The sequence below is a fragment of the Agrococcus pavilionensis RW1 genome, from assembly GCF_000400485.1.
In the GTDB taxonomy this organism is placed as follows: domain Bacteria; phylum Actinomycetota; class Actinomycetes; order Actinomycetales; family Microbacteriaceae; genus Agrococcus; species Agrococcus pavilionensis.
In genome coordinates, this window is record NZ_ASHR01000024.1 from 37,984 (window position 1) to 55,123 (window position 17,140).

Genomic DNA, 17,140 nt, shown 5'->3' on the forward strand with positions numbered 1-17,140 from the left:
GCCGGCCCGCAGGCCGGAGGGGGTGCCGGGGCGCGGCGCGCGCCGCGCCCCGGCGTCAGTCGATCGGGCGATCAGTAGTCGTAGTCGCCCGCGTTCTCGGCGGTGAAGACGGTCGGCGGGCCGAGCAGCAGCACGCCCGTGCTCTCGTCGTACTCGACCTCCGAGAGCGCCTCGTTCGACAGGCTCGACGTGTCGCCGAGGTCGCCGTCGCTCGCGAGCTGCACGCCTGCCCAGCCGGTCAGGTAGCCGAGGCCCTCGACGTCCCACAGGATCGACGCGCTCGAGGCGCCCGACTCGAGGTACGGCAGCATCGACTGCGGCGTGCCGAGGCCGACGGTGAAGACCTCGCCGATGCGGTCGGCGTCCTGCACGGCCTGCGCGACGCCCGGGGCGCTCGAGGTGCACTCGCCCACGAGGCCCGTGAGGTCGGGGTGGCTGTTCATGAGGTCGGTCGCCATCTGCGTCGCCATGGCCTGGTCCTCGCCGGCGTAGACGATGTCGACGATCTCGGCGTCGGGGTACTCCGAAGCCGTGTACGCCTCCTGCACCTCGATCCACGCGTTGAGGTTCGCCGCGGTCTCGCCGCACGAGACGATCGCGTACTTGCCCGAGCCGCCCATCGCCTCGAGGAGCGAGTCGGTGAGCTGCTGGCCGATGCCCTCGACCGACGCCTGGCTCACGAAGACCTCGCGCACCGAGTCGGGCGCGTCGGTGTCGGTCGTGGCGACGTGGATGCCCGCGGCCTGCGCCTCCTGGAGCAGCGGCGCCATCGAGTTCGGGTCGTTCGGGGCGACGAACAGCACGTCGACGCCCTGCTGGATGAACGAGCGCACGATGTCGGCCTGCGCGGCGGCGTCGGCGGTCGTCGGGCCCTGGTAGAGCCACTCGAAGCCGAGCTCCTCCGCGGCCTGCTGGCCGCCCGTGTTCATCGCCTCGAAGTAGGGGATGCCCTGCAGCTTGGGCACGAACGCGATGGTCAGGCCCTCGGCGCTCGCGCCGTCGGTCGCGCCGGGCGCCGCCGACGATCCGGTGTCGGTGTTGCGCGACGTGCAGCCGGCCAGCACGACGGCAGCGGCCGCCGAGAGCGCCAGTGCACCCGCGATCTTGCGTGAGATCTTCATCGATGCTCCTTCAGGGTGAGGCGACGGGAGGCGGTCTCCGCCCGTGCCGTGACCGGCGCCGTGCCGGTCGTCTGCGCGTCGGGGAGCGCCACGCGGGCCACCGGCACGCCGACGGCGCGCCACTCCTCGACGAAGTCGTCGGATGCGTCGGCATCCGTGATGAGGCTCGTCACCTGGTCGGCGCGCGCGAACGAGTGCAGCGCGAAGCCGTCGACCTTGCTCGAGTCGAACAGTCCGTGCACCTCGTCGGTCGCGGCGACCAGCGCTTGCTTCGAGACGGCCTCGTCGGTCGCGAGCTCGAGCAGCCCGCGCTCGGGCGAGAGCCCGACGACGCCGACGAACGCCTTGTGCACGCGGCCGCGGCCGACGAGCGCGTCGGTGATGGGGCCGACGAGGCCCGAGCTCTCGCGCCGCAGCGTGCCGCCGGGCATGATCACGCGCGCGTCGGAGCGCTCCATGAGCACGCTCGCGGTCGGGAGCGACTGGGTGATGACCACGAGGCCCTGCCGGTGCAGCAGCTCGAGCGCGAGGTAGTGCGCGGTGCTCGAGGTGTCGAGCGCGATGACGTCGCCGTCGGCGACGAGCCTCGCGGCCTCGACGGCGATCGCGCGCTTCGCGGCCGAGTCGCGCTGCAGGCGGTCGCGGAAGGCGCCCTCGTCGCCGCGCTCGGGGGGCACGGCGCCGCCGCGCGTGCGGCGCAGCAGCTGTCGGCGCTCGAGCGCGTCGAGGTCCTTGCGGATCGTCACCTCGGAGACGTCGAGGTCGCGGGCAAGCTCGGCGACCTGCACGGAGCCCTGGGCTCCGAGGGTGTCGAGGATGCGCGCCTCACGACTGATCACAGCGTCTCCCTTGTCGGTGATGGTGGTGACAGTACGCATCCGAAAGTCGCTTCGCAAGTCACCGATACCGAATCGCAACCTTTGCGCTTGCGTTCGAAACTCCGACGGGGCATGCTGGCGGGGCGCGACCGGAGCCGAGGCGCCCGATCGCGATCGTCGAGGAGGACAGGAGCGAGCATGGCGAGCACGGCGACGCAGCCCTTGACGCCCGTGTGCTTCCGCTTGCGCGTCCGCCCCGAGCTCGTCGCCGCGTACCGCGAGCGCCACGCGGCGGTGTGGCCCGAGATGCTCGAGGCGCTCCGCGCGACGGGCTGGCTCGACTACCGCATCTTCGTCGCCGACGACGGCACGTGCATCGGCACCTTCCGCACCCGCGACCTCGACGCATCCCTCGCCGGCATGGCCGCGCGCGACGTGAACGCGCGCTGGCAGGCCGAGATGCAGCCCTTCTTCGAGGGGATCGAGCGGCCCGCCGACGAGTCCTTCGAGCTCATCCCGCTCGCCTTCGACCTCGATGCGCAGCTCGAGGCGAGCCGCACCGTACCCCGCCCAGAACCGAGGAGCTGACATGGCCGTCATCCCCACCCCCGAGCAGCTCGACCGGCTGCGCATCGAAGTGCCCAGCTGGGCCTACGGCAACTCGGGCACGCGCTTCCGCGTCTTCTCGACGCCCGGCACGCCGCGCGACCCGTTCGAGAAGCTCGCCGATGCCGCCGAGGTGCACAAGCACACGGGGCTCGCGCCGACCGTCGCGCTGCACTACCCGTGGGACAAGGTGGACGACTGGCAGGCGCTGCGCGCCCGCGCGGAGGAGCTCGGCGTCGCGCTCGGCACGGTCAACTCCAACACCTTCCAGGACGACGACTTCAAGTTCGGCTCGCTCACGCACCCGGATGCGCGCGTGCGCCGGAAGGCGATCGACCACCACTTCGAGTGCATCGACGTCATGCACGAGACGGGCTCGCGCGACCTCAAGGTGTGGCTCGCCGACGGCACGAACTACCCCGGCCAGGACTCGATCCGCGAGCGCCAGGACCGGCTCGCCGAGTCGCTCGCCGAGATCTATGCGCGGCTCGCCGACGACCAGCGCATGGTGCTCGAGTACAAGTTCTTCGAGCCGGCGTTCTACCACACCGACATCCCCGACTGGGGGACGAGCTACGTGCACTGCCTCGCGCTCGGCGACCGCGCGAAGGTCGTGCTCGACACCGGCCACCACGCGCCCGGCACGAACATCGAGTTCATCGTCGCGCAGCTCCTGCGGCTCGGGAAGCTCGGCGCCTTCGACTTCAACTCGCGCTTCTACGGCGACGACGACCTCATCGTCGGCGCCGCCGACCCCTTCCAGCTCTTCCGCATCATCGTCGAGCTCATCGCGGGCGGCGGCTACGGCGACCCCGACGTGCAGCTCGTGCTCGACCAGTGCCACAACATCGAGGAGAAGGTGCCCGGCCAGATCCGCAGCGTGCTCAACGTGCAGGAGGCCGTCGCGAAGGCGCTCTCGCTCGACACCGAGGCGCTCGCCGTCGCGCGCCGCGAGTGCGACGTGCTGCTCGCGAACGACATCCTCATGGACGCGTTCGCGACCGACGTGCGGCCGCTGCTCGCCGACTACCGCGAGGCGAAGGGGCTGCCCGCCGACCCGATGCGCGCCTTCCTCGCCTCCGGCTACCTCGAGCGCATCGCCGCCGAGCGCGTCGGCGGCACCCAGGCCGGCTGGGGCGCGTGACCGCGCCGACCCCCGAGACGACGGAGACGACATGAACCAGGCAGTCAGCGACCTGCTTGCGCGCAGCAACGCGCTCGGCAGCGATCCCCGCAACACGAACTACGCCGGCGGCAACACGTCGGCGAAGGGCACCGGCATCGACCCCGCGACGGGCGAGCCCGTCGAGCTCCTGTGGGTCAAGGGCTCCGGCGGCGACCTCGGCACGCTCACGGAGGCTGGCCTCGCCGTGCTGCGCCTCGACCGCGTGCTCGGCCTCGTCGACGTCTATCCCGGCGTCGAGCGCGAGGACGAGATGGTCGCGGCCTTCGACTACTGCCTCCACGGCCGCGGCGGTGCCGCGCCGTCGATCGACACGTCGATGCACGCGCTCGTCGACCTCCCGCACGTCGACCACCTGCACCCCGACTCCGGCATCGCGATCGCGACGGCCGTCGACGGCGAGGAGCTCACGCGCCGCATCTTCGGCGACAAGGTCGTGTGGGTGCCGTGGCGCCGTCCCGGCTTCCAGCTCGGGCTCGACATCCGCGACATCCAGCGCGCGAACCCGGATGCGGTCGGCTGCATCCTGGGCGGGCACGGCATCACGGCGTGGGGGCGCTCGAGCGAGGAGTCGGAGCAGAACTCGCTCTGGATCATCCGCACCGCAGCCGAGTACATCGAGGAGCACGGCCGGCCAGACCCGTTCGGCGCCGAGCTCGAGGGCTACGGCGCCCTGCCGGAGGACGAGCGGCGAGCGCGCGCGGCGGCGCTCGCCCCGCACATCCGCGCCATCGCCTCGGCCGACCGGCCGATGGTCGGCCACTTCAGCGACGCGGAGGTCGTGACCGACTTCCTCGCCCGCGCCGAGCACCCGCGGCTCGCGGCGCTCGGCACCTCGTGCCCCGACCACTTCCTGCGCACGAAGGTCAAGCCGCTCGTGCTCGACCTGCCCGCCGACGCGCCGCTCGAGCGCGCGATCGAGCGGCTCGGCGAGCTGCACGAGGCGTACCGCGCCGACTACGCCGCGTACTACGAGGCGCACGCGACGACCGAGTCGCCCGCGATGCGCGGCGCCGACCCGGCGATCGTGCTCGTGCCGGGCGTCGGCATGTTCTCGTTCGGCAAGGACAAGCAGACCGCGCGCGTCGCGGGCGAGTTCTACACGAACGCCATCAACGTCATGCGCGGCGCCGAGGCGCTCTCGCGCTACCAGCCCATCTCGGACGCCGAGAAGTTCCGCATCGAGTACTGGTCGCTCGAGGAGGCGAAGCTGCAGCGCATGCCGAAGCCGCGCTCGCACGCCGGCCGCATCGCGCTCGTCACCGGCGCCGCGAGCGGCATCGGCAAGGCGATCGCCACCCGGCTCGCGGCTGAGGGCGCGTGCGTCGTGATCGCCGACCTCGACCTCGAGAAGGCGCAGTCCGCCGCGGCCGAGCTCGGCTCGACCGACGTCGCGATCGGCGTGCAGTGCGACGTCACGCGGGCCGAGGAGGTGCAGGCGGCGGTCGACGCGGCGCTGCTCGCGTTCGGCGGGCTCGACCTCGTCGTCAACAACGCGGGGCTCTCGCTCTCGAAGTCGCTGCTCGAGACGACCGAGGCCGACTGGGACCTGCAGCACGACGTGATGGCGAAGGGCTCGTTCCTCGTCTCGCGCGCCGCGGCGAAGGCGCTCATCGACCAGGGCCTCGGCGGCGACATCATCTACATCTCCTCGAAGAACGCGGTCTTCGCCGGCCCGAACAACATCGCCTACTCGGCGACGAAGGCCGACCAGGCGCACCAGGTGCGGCTGCTCGCGGCCGAACTCGGCCAGCACGGCGTGCGCGTCAACGGCATCAACCCCGACGGCGTCGTGCGCGGCTCGGGCATCTTCGCCTCCGGCTGGGGCGCCTCGCGCGCGAAGGTCTACGGGGTGAAGGAGGAGGAGCTCGGCAAGTACTACGCCGGTCGCACGCTGCTCGGCCGCGAGGTGCTCCCCGAGCACGTCGCGAACGCCGTCGCGGTGCTCACGGGCGACGAGCTCAGCCACACGACCGGCCTGCACGTGCCCGTCGACTCCGGCGTGGCGGCGGCGTTCCTGCGATGACGGCGACGGTCGCGGCGGTCGACCTCGGCGCGACGAGCGGCCGTGTCGTGCGGGCGGAGGTCGGCCCCGCGACGCTGCGGCTCGAGGAGGTCGCGCGCTTCGAGAACCGGCCGGTGCGCATCGCCGATGGGCTGCACTGGAGCGTGCCCTCGCTCTACGACGAGGCGATGCGTGGCGTCGCGACGGCGTCGAGGATGCCCGGGGATGCGTCGCTCGCGTCGGTCGCGGTCGACTCGTGGGCGGTCGACTACGCCCTCCTGCGGCGCGGCAGCCTGCTCGGCATCCCGTTCTCGTACCGCGACGACCGCACGGCGCGCGGGCTCGAGCTCGTCGACCGCGTCATCGCGCAGCCGCAGCTCTACGAGCGCTGCGGCCTGCAGCGCATGCCGTTCACGACGATCAACCAGCTCATGGTCGACCGCGAGCGCGGCCTCCTCGAGGTCGCCGACCGGCTGCTCATGCTCCCCGACCTCTTCGGCTACTGGATGACGGGCCGCATGGTCGCCGAGCGCACGAACGTCTCGACCACCGGGCTCATGCGGCTCGACGAGGAGTGGGACACCGAGCTCATGGCGATGCTCGGCATCCCGGCCTCGCTCCTCGCGGAGGTCGTCGACCCCGGCACGCGCATCGGCCCGATCGACGCGGTGACGCGCTCGCACTACGGGATCGAGGGCGCGCCCGACGTCTTCGCCGTCGGTTCGCACGACACCGCATCCGCCGTCGTCGCCGTGCCGATGGAGCCGGGCGGCGCCTACGTCTCGAGCGGCACGTGGTCGCTCGTCGGCATCGAGACGGCCGCGCCGATCGCGACGCCCGCGGCGCTCGACGCGTCGTTCACGAACGAGGGCGGCGTCGACGGCCGCACGCGGTTCCTCAAGAACGTCATGGGGCTGTGGATCCTGAGCGAGTCGGTGCGCACGTGGCAGGCGGCGGGCGAGCGGCTCGGGTTGCCCGAGCTGCTCGCGGCCGCCGCCGCGGTCGAGTGGGCGGTGCCGGTCTTCGACCCGACCGACGACGCCTTCTACCCGCCCGGCGACATGCCCGCGCGCATCCGCTCGTGGTTCGAGGAGCGCGGGCAGCGGCCGCCGCAGGGCAGGGCGGAGGTCGTGCGCTGCATCCTCGAGTCGCTCGCCGAGGGCTATGCCCGGGCGCTGCGGGACGCGGCCGCGATCAGCGGGCAGGCGATCGAGCGCGTGCACGTCGTGGGCGGCGGAGCGCGGAACGCGCTGCTGTGCCAGCTCACCGCCGACCGCACGGGGCTGCCGGTCGTCGCCGGCCCCGTCGAGGCGTCGGCGATCGGCAACGTGCTCGTGCAGGCGCGCGCGCTCGGCGCCGCGCCCGCGACCCTCGAGGAGCTGCGGGCCCTCGTGCGCGCGACGCACGAGCTCGTCGAGTACCGGCCGCGCGCCCGCTGAGAGGAGCGGCCGCTAGCGTCGAGGGATGGACTCCGCGCGCTTCGACGACTTCACCGACATCGACGGCCTGCTGCGGCTGCCGCGCCTCGCGGGACTCGCGGCCTCGCCGGGCGGCGAGCGGCTCGTGGCGGCGATCGCGCAGGCCGACGAGCACGGCTCGCGCATGGTCTCGTCGCTCTGGGAGCTCGACCCCGCGGGTGAGCGGGACGCGCGTCGGCTGACCTGGTCGGACAAGGGCGAGAGCGCGCCGCGCTTCGCGCCCGACGGCTCGCTGCTCTTCTCCTCGGCGCGGCCCGACCCGACGGGCGGCGCCGACGAGGACGTGCCTGCGATCTGGCGCCTGCCCGAGCGAGGGGAGGCGAGCGTCGTCGCGTCGGCGCTGGGCGGGCTGAGCCTCGTCGCGGTCGCCGACGACGGGTCGCTGCTCGCGACGACCGAGGTGCTCGCGGGCGGCTCGCTCGACGACGACGCCGAGCGCCGGAAGGCCCGCAAGGACGCGAAGCGCACCGGCATCTGGCACACCGGCATGCCCATCCGCTACTGGGACCACGAGGTCGGCGACGTGAGCCCCCGGCTCGTGCTCGTCTCCCCGAGCGGCGAGCTGCGCGACCTCACGCCCGACGCCGACACGGTCGCGCTCGTGAACGCATCCGCCGACCTCGTGCCCGACGGGTCGGCGATCGTCACCACCTGGACCGAGCGCGTCGCGGGCGGTGAGACCCGCTCGTCGATCGCGCTCATCGACACCGCGTCGCTCGAGTGGCGCGAGCTGCTGCCGGCGACGGCCGGCGAGCAGTGGAGCAGCCCGGCCGTCTCGCCCGACGGCACGCGCGTCGCCGTCACGCGCCTGACGACCTCGACGCCGACCGACACGACCTACGACTTCCTCGAGCTGCACCGGCTCGACGGCGGCGACCCCGTGACCGTCGAGGTCGGCGACGTCACGATCACCGACTACGCATGGGCGGATGCGTCGACCCTGATCGTCGTCGGCGACCTGCACTCGCGCGGTGCCGTGCTCGTCGTCGACGGCGCGACGGGCGCCGTGCGCACGCTCGTCGATGACGCGCCGCACGCGGCGCTCGCGCCAGCGGCCGAGGCTGGCGCGGTCTTCGCGCTCCGCACCGACATGGCGACGCCGGCGGCGCCCGTGCGGATCTCGCTCGAGGACGGCAGCTCGGCGAGCATCCCGGCGCCGGGCCGCATCGGCGAGCTGCCCGGAGCGCTCGAGTGGGTCGAGGCCGACGTCGACGGCGTGACGGTCGGCGGCTGGCTCTGCACGCCGCGCGCCGCGAGCGCCGCCGAGCCCGCGCCCGTCATGCTCTGGATCCACGGCGGCCCGCACGGCTCCTACAACGCGTGGAGCTGGCGCTGGAACCCGTGGCTCGCGGTCGCGCGCGGCTACGCCGTGCTGCTGCCCGACCCGGCGATGTCGACCGGCTACGGCCACGCGGGGCTCAACCGCGGCTGGCCGCGGCTCGCCGACGTCGTCTGGCGCGAGTGCGAGACGCTGCTCGACGCCGTGCTCGAGCGGCCGGGCCTCGATAGCGAGCGCACCGCCGTGCTCGGCGGCTCGTTCGGCGGCTACATGACCAACTGGATCGCCGGGCACACCGAGCGGTTCCGCGCGATCGTGACGCACGCGGGGCTGTGGGCGCTCGACCAGCAGCACGCGACGACGGATGCCGCGGCGCAGAAGGTGCGCGTGCACGGCCACGCCGACGAGCTGCCCGATTGGTACCGTGCCTACTCGCCGCACCACCACGCATCCGCCATCACGACCCCGATGCTCGTCACGCAGGGCAACCGCGACTACCGCGTGCCGGTGAGCGAGGCGCTGCGGCTGTGGTGGGACCTCGTGTCGGGCTGGCCGGGCTCCCCAGAGTCGATGCCGCACCGCTTCCTGCAGTTCACCGACGAGAACCACTGGGTGCTGCGGCCCTCGAACGCGCGCACGTGGAACGAGGCGGTGCTCGGCTTCTGCGACCAGCACGTGCTCGGCGCGGAGCCGGTGCCGGACGCGCTGGCCTGAGCGGGAGGACCGGCGCGATGGATCAGGCAGCAGCGGGCACAGCCGAGGGCGGCGTGCTCGTCGTCGGCTCGATCAACGTCGACGTCACGGCCTTCGCGCCCCGCGCACCGCAGCCGGGCGAGACGCTCACAGGCGACTCGTTCGAGCTGCAGCTCGGCGGCAAGGGCGCGAACCAGGCCGTCGCGGCCGCGCGGGCCGGCGCGACGACGCACATGGTCGGATGCGTCGGCGACGACGCGTTCGCCGGGCTCGTGACGTCGAGCCTCGGCGCGGCCGGCGTCGACCTGGAGCACGTGCGCACCGTGCCCGGACACACGGGCGTCGCCCACATCCGCGTCGTCGAGCAGGGCGAGAACGACATCGTCGTGATCCCGGAGGCGAACGCCGCGCTCGATGCGGCGCAGCTCGAGCGCGCGTTCGCCGCGCTCGCCGGCACTGCGCGGGTCATGCTCACGCAGCTCGAGACGCCGTTCGCGATGACGCTCGTCGCCGCGCGGCTCGCGCGCGACGCGGGCATCACGGTTATCCTCGATCCGGCGCCCGCGGTGCCGCTCGACCACGCCATCTGGCCGCTCGTCGACCTCGTCAAGCCGAACGAGACCGAGGCGAGCCTCCTCACCGGCATCCGGGTCGACTCGCGCGAGTCGGCCGAGCGCGCCGGCCGCTGGTTCGTCGACAGGGGCGCCGGCGCCGCGCTCATCACGATGGGCGGCGAGGGCAGCGTGCTCGTGACGGCGGCGTCGGTCTCGCACCACGAGTCGGTGCGCGTCGACGTCGTCGACACGACGGCCGCGGGAGACGCCTTCGCGGGGCACCTCGCCGCATCCATCGCCCGTGGCCTGCCGATCGAGCAGGCGATCCGCCGCGCGGGTGCTGCCGGGGCGATCACCGTCACCCGCCGCGGCAGCTCGTCGAGCGTGCCGACCGCGAGCGAGGTCGACGCGCTGCTGAGCTGAGCCGGCTCAGCCCGAGAGCGCGCCGGGCTCGGCGGCGGCCGCGGCCACGGCCGCGGACTGCCGCTCCCACGGTGCGGGGATCGGGAAGTACGCCTCGAGGAACCCGCGCACCGCAGCGGTGCGCTCCTCGACCGAGATCTCGGGGAACGAGCCGTCGTTGAGGCAGAACATGTCCTGGTCGCGCTTCTTCAGCAGCCGCGCCATCGCCGGCAGCGCCTTCTTGAGCGTCGTCTCGATGTACTGCACCTTCGCGTCGTGCTGCTGCACCGCGCGCCCGGTCATGAGCGCGTAGTAGTGGTAGAGCGAGTTCGTGACCGAGATGTCGGTCGCCGAGCGGAAGCGCGACGCGGCCGTGCGGCGGAAGTCCTCGGGGAACTCGGCCTCGAGCTCGGCCATGACGCTCCGCCGCAGCGGCGCCGCGCAGTGCTCGAGGTGCCGCGTCGTGATGGCACCGAACCGCTCGCGCAGCAGGCGGCGGTTCGTGCGCGCCGCGTTGTCGTGCCCCGAGCGCTTCGCGTGCGTCTCGCCCATGCCGATGCGCGTGGTGGCCTCGACGAACTTCGTGATCCCGCCCGGGGAGAAGAACACATCCGGCTTGAGCGGCCGCCCGAAGAACATGTCGTCGTTCGAGTAGAGGAAGTGCTCGCTGAGGCCCTCGATGTGGTGCAGCTGCGCCTCGACGGCGTGCGAGTTGTGCGTCGGGAGCACCGAGGGGTCGGCGAACATCTCCTCGGCGCGCACGATCGTCACCTTCGGGTGGTCGGCGAGCCACTCGGGCGCGGGCGAGTCGGTCGCGATGAAGATGCGGCGCACCCACGGCGCGTGCATGTGCACCGAGCGCAGCGCGTACTTGAGCTCGTCGATCTGCCGGAAGCGCGCCTCCGAGTCGTCGCCCTCGCCCACGACGTAGGCCTGCATGCGCTTCGCGCGCTCGCGCTGGAACTCGTCGCTCGAGCCGTCGACCCACGAGAAGACCATGTCGATGTCGAACGAGACGTCGCTCGCGAGCGGCTCCCACATGTCGCGGATCGTCTGCCACTCGCGGCCGTAGCGCAGCACCGTGTCGACGACGGCCTCGCTCCGCGGCATCGTCGCGCGCATGAGCGCGTTGGGCAGCGGCGCCTTGAGCGTCTCGTCGCCGAAGCGCCACAGCTCGAGCTGCACCGCCGTCTCGCGGCCGTAGCGGAGCCGGCCGGCGGGGGCGACGCGCGGCCGGTAGACGCGCATCGCGCCGGCCTTCCGGTGCCCCGCGAGGCGGCCGTCGGCGAGCAGCACCGCACCGAAGCCGAGCGCCTTCTCGGGCGCGATCGCCTCGGCGTAGAAGGGCTCCTCGGCGAACGCCTCGGCGAGCGCGGCCGCGAGCTGCTTGCGCAGCGCCCGGTCGACCGCGACGATCGGCCGCCCGTCGTCGTCGCGCACGAGCAGGCACGGGATGTCGGCGGCGTCGAGCGCATCGCGCAGCGCCAAGAGGTCCTCGACCATCGACTCGTGCGGCGTCATGTGGCCGCTCAGCAGCGCGTAGCGCCCCTTCTGCAGCACGACGTCGGCCCGATCGAAGCGGCTGAAGCGGCCGCCGGACGGCAGCACCACGAGCTCGGGAGCCTCCGAGACGCGGATGCGCGAGACCGGTCGGGCGGGCGTGAAGACGCTGTCCGGGTCGTCGACCTTCCGCTCGTGCTCGTCTGCCACTGGGCGCGCCGTTCCTCTCCTCGGGGTACATCCCATGGTACTTCCCCGGAATCCGGTGCCGGAGCGGCGTGTTCTCCCTCGTACACGCCGCGTTCACGTCGCGTTCGGGCGCGTGCGCTGGACTAGCCTCCGAGCAAGTTCGATGAAGAGCCGACACCTTGGAACAGGACGAATCGTGACCACCCGATCCGCCGAGCACCCCCGGCCGGACCACTTCCTCCTCCACATCTCCGACACCCACCTGCTCGCCGGCGGCGGCCGCCTCTACGACCGCGTCGCGAGCGAGGACCACCTCCGCCGCCTCTTCGACGAGTTCGAGGCATCGGGGGCGAGGCCCCAGGCGATCGTCTTCACCGGCGACCTCGCCGACCGCGGTGAGGCGGATGCGTACCGTCGCCTCCGTCGGATCGTCGACCCCGTCGCGGAGGACCTCGACGCGCAGGTCGTCTGGGTGATGGGCAACCACGACGAGCGGCGCGCGTTCCGCACCGAGCTGCTCGGCGAGGCCCCCTCGGATGCGCCGATCGACGCGGTCACGCACGTCGGCGGGCTGCGGATCATCACGCTCGACTCGACCGTGCCGGGCCGCCACCACGGCGAGGTCGGCGACGGGCAGCTCGAGTGGCTGCGCGCCGAGCTCGCGGAGCCCGCGCCGCACGGCACGATCCTCGCGATGCACCACCCGCCCGTGCCGAGCGTGCTCGAGCTCGCGGCGAGCGTCGAGCTGCGCGACCAGCGCAACCTCGAGGAGGCGCTCGTCGGCACCGACGTGCGCTCGATCCTCGCCGGCCACCTGCACTACTCGTCGACCGCGACGTTCGGCGGCATCCCCGTGTCGGTCGCCTCCGCCACCTGCTACACGCAGGACCTCAACGTGCCGGTCGGCGGCACGCGCGGCCGCGACGGCGCGCGCGCCTTCAACCTCGTGCACGTCTACCCGACGACGGTGCTCCACTCGGTCGTGCCGCTCGGCGCGTTCCCGCACCTCGACTGGATCGACGCCGACGAGTCGCGGCGCCGCCTCGAGGCGTCGGGCCTCCGGCTCGCGCCTGAGGCGCTCGTCCCCGCTGGCTGAGCCGCTGCGGGCGCCGAGGGCGCCCGCGGCGTGCCGAAGCCCCGGCTAGACCAGCCGCGCCTCGATCGTCACGGCATCGGTCACGCGCACCTGCACGTCGGCGAGGCTGACGCCGGCCGGCAGCTCGGAGGCGAGGTCGATGCGGCGGCCCTCGTAGGCCTGGATCTTGCCGCGCATCGCGCCGAGCATCGCCGACACGAGCGGGTTGCCGCTGTCGACCTGGATGTCCGACAGCGTCACGCCCATGCGGTCGTCGATCGACGCGCTCGCGGTGCCGCGCACCGAGGCGCCGAGCAGGCACTTGCGCACCTTCGCGTCGACGGCGATGCGCAGGTCGCGCGGCCCGGTCGACTCGACGTCGAGCTCGAGCTTCGAGACCGAGACGCCGTGGTCGAGCAGCGCCGACTCGGCGAGGCCCAGCACCGCCTTGCCGATCCGCGCCTTGGGCACCGACACCATCGCGTGCCCGTGCAGCGGCCGATCGGCGGTCGGGCGCGCGAGGTCGACCGCGAGCTCGCCGAGATCGGTCTCGATCCAGGTGAACGGCACGTCGGTCAGCTGCGCGTCGAGCGTCACGTCGGCCCCCGAGACGTGCATGGGGCACGCGTGCACGCGCAGGTCGCGCAGCACGGCCGACTCCCAGCCCACCGAGGCCCCTTGCGGCTCGAGCCGCGCGCGATCGCGATCGACCTCGCCGGCGAGGATGAAGCCGGTCAGGTCGAGGTGGAGCCTGGCGATGTCGGCGCCGTCGAGCTCGGCGTCGATGATCGACGTGCAGGCGATGCCGGCGGGCTCGGCGGCGATCACGACGGTGCGGATGCGCTTCGCGAGCTGCGCGCCGTCGGTCGGCCTGGGTGCGTGCCCGAGGAGGATGCTTTCAGCCACCCCGCGACCATACTCCCCTTCGCCTATGCATGCGGGCAGGCCCGGCGTCGCGAGCGCTGGGCGGCCGGAGCCCCTGGCGCGAGCGCGACGGGCGGCGTAGCGTCGCGGCATGAGCAGCCTGGTCGTGCACTTCGAGATCCACGCGAGCGAGCCGCAGCGGCTCATCGACTTCTACAGCGAGCTGCTGGACTGGCGGTTCGAGCGCTACGGCGACCTCGAGTACTGGTGGATCTTCACCGGCGAGGGCGCGGCGAGCATGCAGGGGCCGGGCATCGGCATCAACGGTGGGCTCGCGCCGCGGGAGGGCCCGCCACCCGGCCCCGATGCACCCGTCAAGGGCGCCAACATCGTCGTCGGTGTGGACGACGCGGATGCGGTCGTCGCCCGAGCGCTCGAGCTCGGCGGCTCGGTCGTCGTCCCGGCCGCCGACATGGAGGGGCTCGGCAGGTTCGCGACCCTGCTCGATCCCGACGGCAACCTCTTCGGCATCATGGCCGAGGAGCTCGCGGGCGATGGCGCGGGCGAGCGCATCGAGCCGGCCGACGCGGACGGCGTCGCCGAGGCTGCCGACCCGATGGGCGCCACGCCGGAGCCGTGACCCGCTCGGGCGTCAGCGCGATGCGCTGACGGCCTCGCGGAACGCGGCGATGAGCAGGTCGAGGTCGGATTCCTCGATGACGATCGGGGGCGCGAGCCGCACCGTCTGCCCGTGCGTGTCCTTCGCGAGGATGCCGCGCTCGAGCAGCCGCACGCACACGTCGCGCGCGGTGCCGACCGCGGGATCGATGTCGATCCCGGCCCACAGCCCCACGCCGCGCACCTCGGTGACCCCGTGGCCGACGAGCTCCGCGAGGCCCGCGTGCAAGCGCTCGCCGAGCTCGCGAGCGCGAGCCTGCATCGCCCCCTCGGAGAGCATCCGCACGACCTCGAGCCCGACCGCCGCTGCGAGCGGGTTGCCGCCGAACGTCGAGCCGTGCGAGCCGGGCGTCAGCACGCCGAGCACGTCGGCATCGGCGACGACAGCCGACACCGGCACGACGCCGCCGCCGAGCGCCTTGCCGAGCAGGTAGACGTCGGGCACGACGCCCTCGTTGTCGCACTGGAACGTCGCTCCCGTGCGGCCGAGCCCCGACTGGATCTCGTCGGCGATGAAGAGCACGCGCTCGCGCGAGGTGATGTCGCGCACGCGCTGCAGGTAGCCGGCCGGCGGCATCTTGATGCCCGCCTCGCCCTGGATGGGCTCGAGCAGCACCGCCGCGGTGCGCGGGGTGATCGCGGCCTCGAGCGCCGCGGCGTCCCCGAACGGCACGCGCACGAAGCCGGGCGTGAACGGCGCGTAGCCCGTCGTCGCATCCGGGTCGTCCGAGAACGAGACGATCGTCGTCGTGCGGCCGTGGAAGTTGCCCTCCATCACGATGATCTCGGCCTCGCCCGCCGGCACGCCCTTCACCTCGTAGGCCCAGCGGCGCGCGACCTTGATCGCCGACTCCACGGCCTCGGCGCCCGTGTTCATCGGCAGCACCATGTCCTTGCTGGCGAGCGCCGCGAGCGCCTCGACGAACGGGCCGAGCGCGGCGGAGTGGAAGGCGCGGCTCGTGAGCGTCACGCGGTCGAGCTGCGCGTGCGCGACGGCGAGGAGCCGGGGGTGGCCGTGCCCGAAGTTCACCGCCGAGTAGGCGGCGAGGCAGTCGAGGTAGCGGCGGCCGTCGACGTCGGTGACCCACGCGCCCTCCGCCTCGGTCACGACGACCGGCAGCGGGTGGTAGTTGTGCGCCGCGTGCGCCTCGACCTGCTCGATCGCATCGCGCGTGGCCGCGCTCACCGCGTCCGTGCCCACCGCATCCGTCGCCTGGTGCATCGTCGTGCCGGTCATGGTCGCCTCCGTCGTCATCGTCGCAGCTCCAGGGTGCAGCACTTGATGCCGCCGCCGCCCAGCAGCAGCTCGCTCAGGTCGAGCCCCACGGTCTCGTAGCCGCGCTCGCGCAGCTGCCGCTCGAAGCCCGTCGCGCGCTCGGCGATGAGCATCGTGCGGCCGTCGCCGAAGGAGTTGAGGCCGAGCACGGATGCGTCCTGGTCGTCGACGAGGATCGCGTCGGGGTAGCGGCGCTCGAGCTCCGCGCGGCTCGCGTCGTCGAAGGCCTTCGGCAGGTAGGCGATGTTCGACTCGTCGAGGATCGCGACGGCGGTGTCGAGGTGGTAGAACGACGGGTCGACGAGGCGCAGGCTCACGACCTCGCGGTCGAAGATGCGGCGCAGCTCGTCGTGCGACTCGAGCGTCGTGCGGAAGCCGTGGCCCGCGAGGATCGCGCCGTTCGAGAGCAGGAAGTCGCCCTCGCCCTCGTTGATCGCGCGCGGCTCGTGCACCTCGAAGCCGTTCGCCTCGAACCACGACATGTAGGCGGGGCCCTCGGGCACGCGCTCCTCGTAGGTGAACTTCGCGCCGTAGGCGTGCCCATCGAGCGTGAAGCCGCCGTTCGCGGCGTAGACCATGTCGTTGAGGCCGGGGATGGGCTCGATGAGCTCGACGTCGTAGCCGAGCGAGCGGTAGGCGTCGTGGAGCGACTGCCACTGCTCGACCGCGAGCGGCGTGCTCGTCGGGAGCTCGGGGTTCATCCACGGGTTGATGCGGTAGCTCACGGTGAAGTGGTCGGGGCGGCACATGAGCACGGTCTTGTGCACGGCCGCTCGGGCGTCGGGGCCGAGCGGCGCGGTCGCGGTCTGCGTGCTCGCGGTTCGGGGGTTCGCGGCCTCGGGGCGCGCGTCGGTCGTCTGCTGCATGCATCCAGGGTCGCAACGGATCGACGCAAATGCGCCGGTCTGCACGCGAGTTTCGTGCAAGTCAGCCGGTCGGCACTGTAGATTCGTGCGTATGGATCGAATCGACCATGGCATCATCGACCGCTTGCGACTCAATGCGCGAGCCGGCTACGCGGACATCGGTGCCGAGGTCGGCCTCTCCGCCTCTGCCGTGAAGCGGCGGATCGACCGGCTCGTCGCCGACGGAGTGATCCGCGGCTTCACCGTGCAGGTCGATCCCGCGGTCGAGGGCCTCGCCACGGAGGCGTACGTCGAGCTGTTCTGTCGCGGCACCGTCTCCCCCACCGACCTCAAGCGCATCCTCGCCGGAGTGCCAGAGATCGTCGAGGCCGGCACCGTGACGGGCGAGGCCGACGCGATCGTCATCATGCGGGCGCGCGACGTCATCGCGCTCGAGGACGCGCTCGAGAAGGTGCGGGCGGCCGCGACCGTCGACCACACGCGCTCGGCGATCGTGCTCTCGAAGCTCATCACGCGCACGGCGGGCTGAGCTGCCGCGAGCGCCGCGACCGCC

The 17,140-nt window shown here is 72.8% G+C and carries 15 protein-coding genes; 9 read left to right on the plus strand and 6 right to left on the minus strand.

All coding sequences use genetic code 11. The annotated features are described in order from the left end of the window. Window positions 1-71: 71 nt before the first annotated feature. Window positions 72-1,121 carry an autoinducer 2 ABC transporter substrate-binding protein gene (locus tag L332_RS22215; RefSeq protein ID WP_021010496.1) on the minus strand — a complete coding sequence of 350 codons (1,050 nt, stop codon included), beginning with the start codon at window positions 1,119-1,121 and terminating at the stop codon, window positions 72-74. Then, the gene (locus tag L332_RS0115230; protein ID WP_081646097.1) at window positions 1,118-1,999 is read right to left on the minus strand and encodes a DeoR/GlpR family DNA-binding transcription regulator; all 882 of its coding nucleotides are present in this window, start codon (window positions 1,997-1,999) and stop codon (window positions 1,118-1,120) included. Before L332_RS0115230 ends, L332_RS22215 begins: the two co-directional genes overlap by 4 nt. 138 nt (window positions 2,000-2,137) lie before the next feature. Here L332_RS0115230 and L332_RS22220 point away from each other — a divergent pair, with 138 nt between their 5' ends. From L332_RS22220 to rbsK, 6 genes are read left to right on the plus strand one after another with little or no spacing between them, the layout of a single operon-like run. Beyond that, window positions 2,138-2,527 (plus strand): L-rhamnose mutarotase, encoded by a 390-nt coding sequence (locus L332_RS22220; RefSeq protein ID WP_021010498.1) that lies wholly within the window; start codon window positions 2,138-2,140, stop codon window positions 2,525-2,527. 1 nt (window position 2,528) lies between these two features. After that, window positions 2,529-3,689, plus strand: a complete 1,161-nt coding sequence (gene rhaI, locus L332_RS22225; RefSeq protein WP_021010499.1) for an L-rhamnose isomerase — start codon at window positions 2,529-2,531, stop codon at window positions 3,687-3,689. Between the two features lie 31 nt (window positions 3,690-3,720). Then, on the plus strand, window positions 3,721-5,754 hold the full coding sequence (locus tag L332_RS22230) for a bifunctional rhamnulose-1-phosphate aldolase/short-chain dehydrogenase (protein WP_021010500.1): 2,034 nt from the start codon (window positions 3,721-3,723) through the stop codon (window positions 5,752-5,754). Continuing rightward, window positions 5,751-7,172 carry a rhamnulokinase gene (locus L332_RS22235; protein ID WP_021010501.1) on the plus strand — a complete coding sequence of 474 codons (1,422 nt, stop codon included), beginning with the start codon at window positions 5,751-5,753 and terminating at the stop codon, window positions 7,170-7,172. The genes L332_RS22230 and L332_RS22235 overlap by 4 nt, the downstream gene beginning before the upstream one ends. Before the next feature lie 25 nt (window positions 7,173-7,197). After that, window positions 7,198-9,204, plus strand: a complete 2,007-nt coding sequence (locus tag L332_RS22240; RefSeq protein ID WP_021010502.1) for a prolyl oligopeptidase family serine peptidase — start codon at window positions 7,198-7,200, stop codon at window positions 9,202-9,204. Between the two features lie 17 nt (window positions 9,205-9,221). Then, complete coding sequence (rbsK, locus tag L332_RS22245; RefSeq protein WP_021010503.1) at window positions 9,222-10,160, plus strand: ribokinase; 939 nt, start codon at window positions 9,222-9,224, stop codon at window positions 10,158-10,160. Between the two features lie 6 nt (window positions 10,161-10,166). Here rbsK and L332_RS22250 read toward each other — a convergent pair whose 3' ends face one another. Beyond that, the gene (locus L332_RS22250) at window positions 10,167-11,750 is read right to left on the minus strand and encodes a stealth family protein (protein WP_235045077.1); all 1,584 of its coding nucleotides are present in this window, start codon (window positions 11,748-11,750) and stop codon (window positions 10,167-10,169) included. Between the two features lie 274 nt (window positions 11,751-12,024). On the opposite strand from L332_RS22250, the gene L332_RS22255 reads away from it, so the two are divergent. Beyond that, on the plus strand, window positions 12,025-12,924 hold the full coding sequence (locus tag L332_RS22255) for a phosphodiesterase (protein WP_021010505.1): 900 nt from the start codon (window positions 12,025-12,027) through the stop codon (window positions 12,922-12,924). Between the two features lie 45 nt (window positions 12,925-12,969). Here L332_RS22255 and L332_RS22260 read toward each other — a convergent pair whose 3' ends face one another. Further along, window positions 12,970-13,809, minus strand: coding sequence for a hypothetical protein (locus tag L332_RS22260; protein ID WP_021010506.1), 840 nt, complete (start codon window positions 13,807-13,809; stop codon window positions 12,970-12,972). Between the two features lie 109 nt (window positions 13,810-13,918). Here L332_RS22260 and L332_RS22265 point away from each other — a divergent pair, with 109 nt between their 5' ends. Next, on the plus strand, window positions 13,919-14,407 hold the full coding sequence (locus tag L332_RS22265) for a VOC family protein (protein ID WP_021010507.1): 489 nt from the start codon (window positions 13,919-13,921) through the stop codon (window positions 14,405-14,407). A 12-nt stretch (window positions 14,408-14,419) separates the two neighbouring features. Here the strand turns inward: L332_RS22265 and rocD are convergent, their stop codons facing one another. Together rocD and ddaH are read right to left on the minus strand one after the other, a co-directional pair. Continuing rightward, window positions 14,420-15,682: an ornithine--oxo-acid transaminase gene (gene rocD / locus L332_RS22270; protein ID WP_031223669.1), complete on the minus strand. Its 1,263-nt coding sequence runs from the start codon at window positions 15,680-15,682 to the stop codon at window positions 14,420-14,422. Between the two features lie 14 nt (window positions 15,683-15,696). After that, on the minus strand, window positions 15,697-16,587 hold the full coding sequence (ddaH, locus tag L332_RS22275; RefSeq protein WP_021010509.1) for a dimethylargininase: 891 nt from the start codon (window positions 16,585-16,587) through the stop codon (window positions 15,697-15,699). A 91-nt stretch (window positions 16,588-16,678) separates the two neighbouring features. On the opposite strand from ddaH, the gene L332_RS22280 reads away from it, so the two are divergent. Further along, window positions 16,679-17,116, plus strand: a complete 438-nt coding sequence (locus L332_RS22280; protein WP_021010510.1) for an Lrp/AsnC family transcriptional regulator — start codon at window positions 16,679-16,681, stop codon at window positions 17,114-17,116. The last annotated feature ends 24 nt before the right edge of the window (window positions 17,117-17,140 follow it).